Source organism: Mycobacterium sp., from assembly GCF_049281135.1.
Taxonomy (GTDB): Bacteria; Actinomycetota; Actinomycetes; order Mycobacteriales; family Mycobacteriaceae; genus Mycobacterium.
In genome coordinates, this window is sequence record NZ_JBAPRN010000619.1 from 1 (window position 1) to 10,246 (window position 10,246).

Consider the following 10,246-nt stretch of genomic DNA (forward strand, 5'->3'; position numbering starts at 1 on the left):
GCTCCAGCTTGTCTTTCCTTTCGACATTTCGATACTCGCGCGCGGGATTATCGGGCTCGTTCCACAGGTCCCAGCCCAAAACACGTTCATCCGTGCGGAATTGGGTCAACACTCCCGTGACATATTCAAGCAGAGTGCGACGGTAGTCGAGGTCATCCAAGTGTTCAGCGCCTGGGCTTTGCACCCAGCCGGAGTTATGGACCCCGGGCTTCGGGGCGCGCTGGCGTCCCAGTTTGGGGAACGGATCCCAACATGAGTCGAAGAAGACAAAGAGCGGCTTGATGCGGTGGCGCGCCGCAATCGCGACAAACTGCGCGAGACGGCTCTGGAAGCCTCGATGGTCTTGGGCCCAAAGCTGATCGTGGAGGAAGACCCGCACCGTGTTGAGTCCGCGTGACTGGGCCCAGCCGAGCTCGGTATCGATACGCCGGGGGTCGAAGGTGTCGGCCTGAAACATCTCGAGCTGGTTGATGGCGTTCGAGGTGATGTAGTTGGCGCCGACGCGCCACCCTTGCGCCTGATACCAGCGGTTGGCCCGATCAGGCGACCACCGGCTTTGCCCTGCGGCGGCGCGGGGTGTCTTGGTCAATACAGGGCCTGCCGCCAGCAGCACCGGGAGCGTTAGCACCGTTCGACGCCTCACGCAGCGACCATATTCTCCGAGTGAGGTAGGAGGCTGGAAAACTCGACAGACATACCTATCGCAGCGGGTCAGAGACCCGACTGCTTACTAGTGACCAGCTGCCGCTGTGCGAGCCGTCTCGCGGATCACTTCGTGTACGAACGCCAGCTTGCGGACCACGGCCTGCGGGATGTCGAATGGGTACAGCGGATTCTTCCCCATGGCGGTGTTCACCCGATTGAAGCAGAGCGACAACCACTTCCAGTCCTGCAGCAGCCGCTCGATCGGGGCGTCCTCGTAGCACGGGAGCGGAACGACGTCCCCCTGAACCGAGAAACGAACTCTGTCGGCGTGCAAGATCAGTCCAGACTCCCGGGCGGTGTCGATGGTGCCAGTGATATGCAGATAGTGGGCGAAGCACTCGGCAAAATCCTCCCAGGGGTGCATCGTTGCGTACTCGGAAATGTAGAAGTCACCCCAGTTCGCAGGCGCACCGAATTTGTAGTGTCGCGCAATCGCGTCCTGATAATCGGCGCGCTCATCGCCGAAGATCTCGCGGCACTCGTCAAGGTAGCGCGAGGCTCCGGGATCGGTTTCCACCAGTATGTTCTGGTAATAGTGGCCGACCTCGTGGCGGAAATGACCCAGCATGGTGCGGTAAGGCTCACCGAGATGGACCCGAAGCGACTCACGGTAGGCGTCCAGCGACTCGACGAGATCGATCGTGATTACCCCGCCGGCGTGCCCGATCACCACGCGTTCGCGGCCGCTGTAACTGGACAGCAGATCAAACGCAAGCCCTCCGTCTTTCTGCCAGAACGGGTCGACCGGCAACCCGATATCAATGAGCTGACAAATCAACCGCCGCAGAGCGATCCCCGTGGACACCAGCTTTTCCACTGCGACGGTGTCGTCGGTATCGGGCTCGCGCCGGATCAAGGAATCCGCCAGACACCGTCCCTGCTGACCACCCAGTTCCTGTTCCTGAGGCACCAACCAGTTGCAGCCGAGGCTGGCCGCCTTTGTGCAGGCAATCCAGATCTGACCGTCGATGACCGCGGCGCCCGACGAGGTTGCGACCATAGTGCGGCTTGGGACATGAAACCCAAATTCTGCCAAGCAATTCGGGCAGCGGCGTGACTCGAATGGAACGAAGCCACGGCAGACGGGGCAGGCGAACGCGCGCACGGATTCCATCGTGGCAGTCCGCGCGGGCGGGCCGCATCGTTTCAGCCGTTACCGCGGCAACATTAGAACCCGGAGTCGCCGCCGCCGCCCGAGTCGAATCCACCCCCGCCAAAATCGGACCCACCGAACCCGCCGAAATCGAAATTGCCACCGGCGTCATAACCGCCGCCGGAGTCGTTGCCGGCGAAGCTTACGTCGCCGCCGGAGGATGAGTCCTGGTAGCTTCCATCGAAGCCGACATCTCCCTGCTGGCTGTCGTAGCTGGTGTTCTGGCCGCCGTCGTAGCCGGCATTCGCCGTCGCTGAATCTTGGCCCGCCTCAAAGCCGCGTTCGTAGTCGCCACCCCAATGATCGTCCAGCAGCGCATCCATCAGCAGGACATCAGTGATGGGCCAACCCCAGCCAGGACCCCAAAATGGGTAGGGATAGAAGCCGGGGTAGAAGAACAATCCGTTGTAGTAGCCGCCCGGGTAGTAGTGCTGATAGCCCGGCTGTTGCGTGGTGGCGTAGTTGTTGTTGTTGATCGTGACCGTCTTACCGGTGTCAGGGTCCCTCGTCTGCACAGAGGCCTGCTTACGGTCCTCCTCGGGAACCGAGGTCACGGCGATGATGTTCAGCTTCCGGTCCGCCTTGGCCACGGTCGCTCGCACCACCCGGAGGTGTGCCCGCGCTGCGCTGTAGTCACCAGCCTGGTACGCCTTGCGGGCGGCGCTCAAGCTGGAGTTGGCCTTCAGCGTCTCAGCGCTGACGTCTGGGCCGCTCGTGGCGACCACCGCGTTATCGAGATCGCTGACATCGGACTCGGCGGCGATCAAGCCCTGTTTGATCTGCTCTCGCGCCTCTGCGTCCTTGCGGCGCTTACGATTTCGTGCCGGCAACCAGATCAGACCAACTATCAGAGCGAGGACGACGATCAGCGTTACCCACAGCCACGTCCAGCTGGTGTGCTTCGCATTGGCAGTGGGAGAGGTCGTCGCCGGTGCACCCGCAGCCGCGTTCAAGCCGGCCAGTTTGTTGACGAATTCGCTGGTCGCACCGTATGGGTCATTGTGGTGATCCCTAGCCGACTGACGCAGAATGTAGTCGACGTTGTCGGCGATCGCCCTCGGCACGTCATAGGCGCGCACGTGGTAGCCCTTGGAGTCGATCACCAGGATGACCCCGCTGAAACCCGGATGGCGCCCCAAGATGATGTCGTGGATGGCGTCCGGTGTCGTCACACCGGTCTGGTCCGGCGCGACCGCCGCCACCCAGATCGGCGGCCGGGAACTCCACGTCCACGAGCTGCTCAGGATCTGCTGGTTGATTGCGTCGGAGTTGTCCAACGGGGGTTTCGCGGCGGGGTCAGCCACCACATGTGTTTCGGCTTGAAACTTGGCCGCCACCTGCTCTGTGTAGGTATCGGCCGACACAGACGGCGCGAACACCAGCGCCAGCGCCAAGGTGAACGGGACCATAGCGAGCCTCCGCAATCCCATGTCAAATTTCTCCTGTCGCTAACCCATTAGGGGTGAATGTGTAGGTTTCGCCGTGCGCGAGGTAGACGAATTTCGTTCGCGTGGTTGAGGCTTGGGCGGCCTTCTTGAAGTCGTCCAGTCCCGAGAGGAACACCGAAAAGTCGTTGTAGTGGATGGGGATGGCGGTGCGGGGTTTGGTGATCTCGACGGCTCTTACTCCTTGTTCGCCCGTCATCGTGACAACGGTGACCAGGAAGGTCGTACCGCCCGTGTGAATCAGGCCGAGGTCGATGTCAGGGTAGCGGCGCGGGATGTCCTCGAGACTATCGACGAGCATGGTGTCCCCGGTGATGTAGAGCCGGTAGAGCTGATCGCCGTTGCGACTGAACTCGAGCAGATGCCCATTGACGGGCATGAGCAGCTCGTTGACCGCTTCTTCGGTGGCGTGCTTGGCCGGCATCGCGGTGATCGTCATCGTCGCTTCACCTTTGTTCACCTCGAGGGATTCCCAGGTGTCGAGGGGATATCCGCGCCCGAAGCCGAGACCGCTGAGCTTGCCGACCGCGTCCGCCGTTGAAACGATGGGCAGTTTCTTGTCGAGCTCTTGGGCGGCGACGTCATCGAAATGGTCGCCGTGATAGTGCGACAAAACGATCAGATCGATCGGCGGCAGGTCGGCGATCTGGCATGCCGGCTCGACCTCCCGCCGCGCCCATATGCCGTGACCCAGATACACGTGTTCGCCTTTGTGCAGGAAGGCCGGGTCGGTCAGGATCGTCAGCCCGCCGAAGCGGATCAAGGTGGTGGCGTTGCCGATGAAATAGACCTCGCCGTGCCCGAAATCTGCTGTCTCAGTGCTAGTTAATTGTAAGGAAGTCATCGTCGTCGCCTGTTCCAGTTGGCTTGGTCCAGCGAGTACAGCCAGAGCAACAGTATGAACGGTGTGACATACCAAAGGTTCATGATTCGACGTCGCGGTAAGTTCCCACACGTGAGCGAAGACAGAGTGCGTGTGCAGATAGGTGCTAATGGCGTGGCAACGGTGAGTTTGGTGCGCGCCGACAAACACAATGCGCTGGACCAAGCCATGTTCGAGGGCTTGATGAATGCCGCAGGGCAACTCGCAGAGGACGCTTCGGTTCGCGCGGTGGTGCTGCACGGTGAAGGCAAGAGCTTCTGCTCAGGCCTGGACATCGCCAGCTTCATGTCGGGGCAGGGTGGCACCGGGGTTCTGCTGGAGCGCGACACCGATCGGCTGGCCAACTTCGCTCAGCGGGTGGCCTGCGACTGGTCCTTGGTGCCGGCGCCGGTGATCGCCGCGATTCACGGGAATTGCTTCGGCGGCGGTCTCCAGATCGCGCTGGGCGCCGACATCCGGATCGCCGCGCCGGACGCCAAGCTGTCCATCATGGAGATCAAGTGGGGTCTCGTTCCCGACATGGGCATCACGCAGACACTCCCGCGCCTGGTGCCCATCGACGTCGCCAAGGAGTTGACGTTCACCGGGCGCATCGTTTCTGGAAGCGAGGCTTTGGCGCTCGGGTTGGTCACGCGAAATAGTGAGGATCCGCTGGCCTCGGCGCTGGCACTAGCAGACGAGATCGCGCAGAAATCTCCTGACGCCGTCCGCGCCGCCAAGCGCCTGTACGACGAGACATGGGTCAGTGACGACGCCGCCGCTGCCCTGAAACGTGAATCCGAATTGCAAGAGGGGCTGATCGGCAAGCCCAATCAGGTCGCGGCCGTCGTGGCCGGGATGTCGGGGGAGCCGCCGGTCTTCGTCGACCCCGCTGCACGTTAATCGAACTCTCCGCCGGATCGAGGCTCTCAGCCCGGCGTGATCGAGGTCGTCTGATCACCTTCGACGCCTCGCTCGTCGCAACCGCCTGAGACTTGGCATTCTGCCTTCGGCTGATCCTTGATGGGCCTCCGGCGGTATACGACGGCGCGGCCACCCCGCCCGGGCGCAACGGCGACACCCCGCGAGTGATACCGCTCACCCGGCGCACGGGTGGTGGCGAATTCGAATTCACGCAACAGCGTGCGCAGCGTCACATTCATCTCCATGCTGGCGAACGCCGCGCCGATGCAGCGGTGGATCCCACCGCCAAACGCAATCCACGTGTAGTTGTTCGGGCCGGCGCCGAGAAACCGGTCGGGGTTGAAGGAGTTGGCAGCGGGAAAGTTCTGCTCTGATGCGTGGGCCGCCGCGATGCTGACGACTACTGCACCGTGTTCCGGGATCACCCACTCTCCCAGACGAATCCGCTTCTTCGTCATCCGAGCGGTAAACCGAATAACCGGCCGGGTTCGCTGCACTTCCTGGATCGTTGCCTGCCGCAACTCCAATCCTCCGGCATCGACTTCTTCGGTCAACCGCCTCAGCAGCCAGGGATGGCGCCGCAGCCGCTCGACGGTCCATGCCAGCGTTGTTGCAGTGGTTTCGTGGCCGGCGAGCAACAGCGTCAGCAGCTCATCGGCGATGTGCTCATTGGAGATCCGAGAGCCATCGTTATAGCGTGCCCGCAGCATCAGTGAAAGCACATCGCCGCGCTGCTCGAATGCCGGGTCGGCCAGCGCGTCGGAGATGAGGCCATCGATCAAGACGTCATAACGCCTGCGGTAATGCTGAAACCGTGCTGACTGGCCCGGTGCGCCGAGAGCGCGCCGCACTATCGAAGACAGAATCGCGAACCGCGAACCCAACAGCACCATGGCGGGAAGCAACTCACGCAACTCTTCGAAAGCGGCACCCTCAGCGCCGAACACCGCGCGCAGGATCGCGTTGAGCGTGATGCGCATCATCGACGGCACGGTCTCGAACTCGCGGCCCTCGGGCCAGTCCGCGGTCTCGCGCATCACCTCTTCTTCGATGATGTGCTCGTAGCCTTGCATCCGCTTGCCGTGAAATGGTGGGACCAGTAACTTCCGCCTCGCACGGTGCTCATCGCCGTCGAGACTGAAAGTCGATCCCGGGCCAAACACCCTGCCCAGGCCGTTCGACGGCCTCCTGCCCACTAGGTCGCCGCTGGTCGTGAACAGGTCTTTGATAAGGACCGGGTCGCTGATCACCACGGCCTCGCCGACGATCGGCAAGCTCAGCGTGAAGGCCGTGCCGTAGCGCCGGGCCAGTGACCCGAGCGCCCTGTCGCGGCCGGCCAGGAACGCAAGGGCCTGAACGATTTTCGGTGTCCGCAGTCTGGGCGGCAGCTTTACCGGATCGGTCGTCGCTTCACCCATCTCGTCGCCTTCTCGAAGCCGGTACTCCAAGGTATCTGTCGACAGCTGCCGCCGCTACGGACAACACCGATGGCCTCCAGCCCGCCTCTTCCCGTTATCGATGATTCGGGGCGAAGAACTGCCAGATGGTGTCGGTGGCGTTCAGCGCCGTCGAAGGTGCCGGCATGTTGCCGATCCGCTGCGCGAGCGGGCTCGGTTCGCCACCGGGCCACTGGTGGCCCGCACCCGTCACCGCGATCAATTCCACGGTGCGCCCGTCGGGGCACCCGGCCGTCTGGGTCGTCACGTCCCCGGCGGTCGTCGAGTTGGGTTGTCCGCATCCATCGATCCCACGCCACGTCGCGTTGACGGCCTCCACCGAGGGACCGTTGACGCGTGCCGCCCCATCCGTCGAGAACGCTTTACCCGGACCGCCGTTGTAGGGAACTCTATCGTCGGCGGTTCCATGTATCTGCAGCACCGATGTCGGCCGTGCTCCCGAGCAGTCGGTCAGCAGCGTGCCCGCTACCGGGGCGATCGCCGCGAAAGTGTCGGTCTGACAACCTAAGCGAAGCGCCATCATGGCACCGTTCGACATGCCCGTCGCATAGACGCGCGCGCGATCGATCGGGATCTCTTGCCCGATGGCGCCGACCATGGCGGTGATGAACCCGACGTCGTCTGTGTTGTTGCGCTGCGGCTCACCACAACAACTTCCGGCGTTCCAGGCGCGCATGAGGCCGTCGGGGTAGGCCACCAGGAAATGCCCGGCGTCGGCTTCGCTGTCCCAGTGGTAAGAGTGTTCGGCCTGCGCGCCGGTTCCGAAGCCGCCGTGCAGCATCACCACCAGCGGGGCGCCGTCGCTGAGCCCCGATGGGCGATACACATGGAAGGTTCGGCTGACCCCGCCGACCTCGATCGTCTGGGTTGACTGCCCGACCGGGATCGACCCCGCCCCCGGTGTTCCGAGCGCGTGACCTCCACCGAGGCACCCTCCGAGTAGCACGACCGAGGCTCCAAGGAGACATGCGACAAGTGCCCGAACGGATCGAAGTTGCATGTCCCCATCGTGGCAGCCCGGGCGATATTTGACAAGTGACTTGTCAATTGTGGTGTAAGTGGCACACTAATGGGCCATGCGAGCTGCGCGAGACACCAAGTGGCAACCGACGGTGCCGGCACTGGTGAATCTGGTGGCCGCGTCCGGAGCGCCCCGGTTGAGGGCGGCGTTCGCGGCGGCCGGTCTCGACGGGATCCGGCCCGGGCAAGCGGTTGCCTTGGTACCGCTGGTCGCAGGCGGTTTGCACGCATCAGATTTGGCGGACCGGCTCAACGTCAGCCGGCAGGCGGTCGCTCAGGCGGTGGCCGCACTGGAACGGCACGACTATGTCGTTCGAGGGCCACATCCCTCCGACGCGCGGGCGCGGATCATCGAGCTCACGCCCCGCGGCCGCCATGCACTGCACGTGATGCGTTCCAACGCCCTCGAAGTCGAGAAGCGTTGGCGCAATGTGTTGGGAGAACGCCGATTCGGAGAGTTGCGCGAGACCTTGCTGGCGTTGCAGTCGGCCGAAACCGGCGCGTCCTCATAAAGCACGTACAAGCTCGTCCGGGCGAGCGGGCATGTTCAGGGAGCTGAGTCCAAGTCTGCGAGGGCCTTTCGGGCGGCGTCTAGTTCGGCCTCGAGGGCGGCGACCCTGGCGGCCTGCTGGGAGCGCGCCTCTTCGATGACCTCGTCGATCGGGTTGGAGAGGTCCTCATGCAGTTCCTTTGCTGCCCGGGAGACCGCGGTGGCCGCGACAGCGAGGTTGCGGGCCAGATAACTGGTGCCCTGCTTGAGTTCCGCGCGCCATTCGCCGTCAGCGGTGCCGGTAACAGTGAGAGTCAGCTCGAGAGTGTTGGTCTTCTTGCCGGCCGTCTTCTTGGCCGGGGCTTTCCTCGGCTTCTTCTCGGCCGAAGCTTCGGCGGCAGCTTCAGCGTCCAGCGCCGGCCTACGCTCAGGCGAGGATCTCTCGACGACAGGGACCCTAGTGTCGGGGTTGCCGGAGTCGGCGTGTGGCGCTTCTGCTGTCAAGGTGTTTACCGTCATCGGTGTGGCGTTCTCCTCGTGAATATCGCCCGCAGTGGTCGGGCTGGGTGCGAGAGTCATTAGAACATACGTTCGACATGGGGACCATCCAAGCGATCTGAGGCACGACTAGAACCGTCTGCGGCCTATCGAGTATCGCGAAGCGAAGTGGCTTGTGCCGCAGATCATCTCATAGATAGCGGCGCGATTCACCCTCATTGCGATTTAGTGCACCGGTAGGTAAACACGTTACTGTCCAAGCCGTCAAGCTGTGCAGGTCGAGGCGACTCGAGCTCGCTCGCGATGCTGCACCCGATGCGAAATCGACTTGAAAAACCAAAGAGGACAACCACTTTGATGATCGCACGCAATGTTCTATGCGGCCCAAAAGTCCTGCCTGACGGCCCTGAATGCCGGGGTTCCGGCGCTAGCGTGCTGCGCGGTTACTGGTGCTACTAGCTACGGCTCTTTGCCAACCGGACGCGATGTCCCAAACATCTTTGACGCGCGCGACCGCTGCGGCCTCGCAGTGTCCGCAGCCGCATTCTGGTGGGTGTGTGAGCAGGTCGTCGACTACCCGCCTGACAAGCGTCATGCTGACCGGCTCACCGGTGACCTGGGCGGCGTTGAACACGTCAACGGCAACCAGGTCGTCGGCATCGGCCATGCGCATAGCCGTCAGTGTGCCACTGCGATCGCGGCGGGCGGTGCTATCACACCTGCCAACACGCTGGCAGTTTGATGTATTGGTGTGGTCCGCGAAGCGTTGTCACCGGCTTTCGCAGTGGCCGGCGGCCTGATCGGCCGCGATGAGGTCGTTGCCATTCTTGCCGAAATTTGCCTGCAGAAATTCGCCAGGCTCTTTGTAGCAGCCGCCGTATTCGTAGATCATCGTGACGGCGTGAGTGACGCCCGTGGTCTCAAAGTGGATCACGGCGCGCTCGGGGCTGTCCATCCGGCCACCGGAGTCCGGGGCTAGCGCCGACTCGAGCCGAAACTACGATGTCCGGACGTTGAACTGGTAGTCGGCGTCAACGTTCTGCACATCGATCTGCACGTCGTAGGCCCCGGGGGACAGTGTCAGCGGTCCGATTGGCTGGCAGCCGTCATAGATTCCCGGGCGTCCGAATTCCCATCAGCGTCGAGGATTTGCCAAATGAATCCCGGCACTTGGGAACAGCCGGCGGTTGGGGTGAACGTCCACTGTTGTCCAGGGGTCACGGTGAACCTCAGGTGCTGGCGCGTCGCCGCGCTGACGTGACCGGCGCTGGGCGCGGTCAAGTTCAACGTCTTATGTTGATCGCCCGCGCGACTTTCAGTTCGACGCTGACGGGGGATCCACTGGGTGACCGCGCGAGGTGGAATGAGCTAAGCCGCTGCCAGGTCCGCGCACTCGAGGCCGGTAATAACTCCATCGGTAGATCGCGTAGTATGCAGGTAGTCGAAATTCTAAGTGTTCGTGTTCTACACACGCTCGCGCAGAAACTTGGTGCGGGCGTCTCTTTCTCCTTGCAGGGCAAGCCAGAAGTAGCCGCCGGATCATTCGGCTGCCGATCCGCATGGCGCGGATCGGAATCTGACAAAGGAGATACAAAATGACACAGGGAACCGTGAAGTGGTTCAACGCCGAAAAAGGCTTCGGCTTCATCGCGCAAACGGAGGGTCCGGACGTCTTCGTGCACTACTCCGAGA

The 10,246-nt window shown here is 62.8% G+C and carries 11 protein-coding genes and 1 pseudogene; 4 read left to right on the forward strand and 8 right to left on the reverse strand.

Annotated features, from left to right (window positions below):
• From WAN02_RS24395 to WAN02_RS24410, 4 genes and pseudogenes are all read right to left on the reverse strand, one after another.
• A pseudogene (locus WAN02_RS24395) lies at positions 1 to 643 on the reverse strand (1,4-beta-xylanase); the annotation flags it as partial.
• An 87-nt stretch (positions 644 to 730) separates the two neighbouring features.
• On the reverse strand, positions 731 to 1,810 hold the full coding sequence (locus WAN02_RS24400; RefSeq protein ID WP_422267238.1) for a zinc-binding metallopeptidase family protein: 1,080 nt from the start codon (positions 1,808 to 1,810) through the stop codon (positions 731 to 733).
• Between the two features lie 62 nt (positions 1,811 to 1,872).
• Positions 1,873 to 3,288, reverse strand: coding sequence for a hypothetical protein (locus tag WAN02_RS24405; protein WP_422267222.1), 1,416 nt, complete (start codon positions 3,286 to 3,288; stop codon positions 1,873 to 1,875).
• A 1-nt stretch (position 3,289) separates the two neighbouring features.
• Positions 3,290 to 4,147 (reverse strand): MBL fold metallo-hydrolase, encoded by an 858-nt coding sequence (locus WAN02_RS24410; protein ID WP_422267224.1) that lies wholly within the window; start codon positions 4,145 to 4,147, stop codon positions 3,290 to 3,292.
• Between the two features lie 111 nt (positions 4,148 to 4,258).
• Between WAN02_RS24410 and WAN02_RS24415 the strand changes: the two genes are divergently transcribed.
• A complete protein-coding gene (locus WAN02_RS24415) occupies positions 4,259 to 5,068 on the forward strand; it encodes a crotonase/enoyl-CoA hydratase family protein (protein ID WP_422267226.1) in 810 nt (269 codons plus the stop codon).
• Positions 5,069 to 5,094: 26 nt separating this feature from the next.
• On the opposite strand, the gene WAN02_RS24420 is transcribed toward WAN02_RS24415, so the two are convergent.
• Together WAN02_RS24420 and WAN02_RS24425 are read right to left on the reverse strand one after the other, a co-directional pair.
• Positions 5,095 to 6,507 (reverse strand): cytochrome P450, encoded by a 1,413-nt coding sequence (locus WAN02_RS24420; RefSeq protein WP_422267228.1) that lies wholly within the window; start codon positions 6,505 to 6,507, stop codon positions 5,095 to 5,097.
• Between the two features lie 94 nt (positions 6,508 to 6,601).
• Entirely contained in the window at positions 6,602 to 7,546 is a 945-nt protein-coding gene (locus WAN02_RS24425; RefSeq protein ID WP_422267230.1) for an alpha/beta hydrolase family esterase, read from the reverse strand.
• A 76-nt stretch (positions 7,547 to 7,622) separates the two neighbouring features.
• Here WAN02_RS24425 and WAN02_RS24430 point away from each other — a divergent pair, with 76 nt between their 5' ends.
• Positions 7,623 to 8,078: a MarR family winged helix-turn-helix transcriptional regulator gene (locus tag WAN02_RS24430; RefSeq protein ID WP_422267232.1), complete on the forward strand. Its 456-nt coding sequence runs from the start codon at positions 7,623 to 7,625 to the stop codon at positions 8,076 to 8,078.
• 35 nt (positions 8,079 to 8,113) lie between these two features.
• Here the strand turns inward: WAN02_RS24430 and WAN02_RS24435 are convergent, their stop codons facing one another.
• On the reverse strand, positions 8,114 to 8,575 hold the full coding sequence (locus WAN02_RS24435) for a DUF6319 family protein (RefSeq protein WP_422267240.1): 462 nt from the start codon (positions 8,573 to 8,575) through the stop codon (positions 8,114 to 8,116).
• A gap of 349 nt (positions 8,576 to 8,924) precedes the next feature.
• Here WAN02_RS24435 and WAN02_RS24440 point away from each other — a divergent pair, with 349 nt between their 5' ends.
• A complete protein-coding gene (locus WAN02_RS24440) occupies positions 8,925 to 9,296 on the forward strand; it encodes a hypothetical protein (RefSeq protein ID WP_422267234.1) in 372 nt (123 codons plus the stop codon).
• 27 nt (positions 9,297 to 9,323) lie between these two features.
• Here the strand turns inward: WAN02_RS24440 and WAN02_RS24445 are convergent, their stop codons facing one another.
• Positions 9,324 to 9,509, reverse strand: a complete 186-nt coding sequence (locus WAN02_RS24445) for a hypothetical protein (RefSeq protein ID WP_422267236.1) — start codon at positions 9,507 to 9,509, stop codon at positions 9,324 to 9,326.
• 640 nt (positions 9,510 to 10,149) lie between these two features.
• On the opposite strand from WAN02_RS24445, the gene WAN02_RS24450 reads away from it, so the two are divergent.
• A partial coding sequence (locus WAN02_RS24450) for a cold-shock protein (protein WP_422267242.1) occupies positions 10,150 to 10,246 on the forward strand: 97 nt, incomplete at its 3' end.

Bases quoted from the DNA above. Each gene is read 5' to 3' on its own strand.
- WAN02_RS24440 (WP_422267234.1), top strand. From the start codon at position 8,925: ATGTTCTATGCGGCCCAAAAGTCCTGCCTGACGGCCCTGAATGCCGGG.
- WAN02_RS24445 (WP_422267236.1), bottom strand. From the start codon at position 9,509: ATGGACAGCCCCGAGCGCGCCGTGATCCACTTTGAGACCACGGGCGTC.
- WAN02_RS24430 (WP_422267232.1), top strand. From the start codon at position 7,623: ATGCGAGCTGCGCGAGACACCAAGTGGCAACCGACGGTGCCGGCACTG.
- WAN02_RS24420 (WP_422267228.1), bottom strand. From the start codon at position 6,507: ATGGGTGAAGCGACGACCGATCCGGTAAAGCTGCCGCCCAGACTGCGG.
- WAN02_RS24425 (WP_422267230.1), bottom strand. From the start codon at position 7,546: ATGCAACTTCGATCCGTTCGGGCACTTGTCGCATGTCTCCTTGGAGCC.
- WAN02_RS24410 (WP_422267224.1), bottom strand. From the start codon at position 4,147: ATGACTTCCTTACAATTAACTAGCACTGAGACAGCAGATTTCGGGCAC.
- WAN02_RS24405 (WP_422267222.1), bottom strand. From the start codon at position 3,288: ATGGGATTGCGGAGGCTCGCTATGGTCCCGTTCACCTTGGCGCTGGCG.
- WAN02_RS24435 (WP_422267240.1), bottom strand. From the start codon at position 8,575: ATGACGGTAAACACCTTGACAGCAGAAGCGCCACACGCCGACTCCGGC.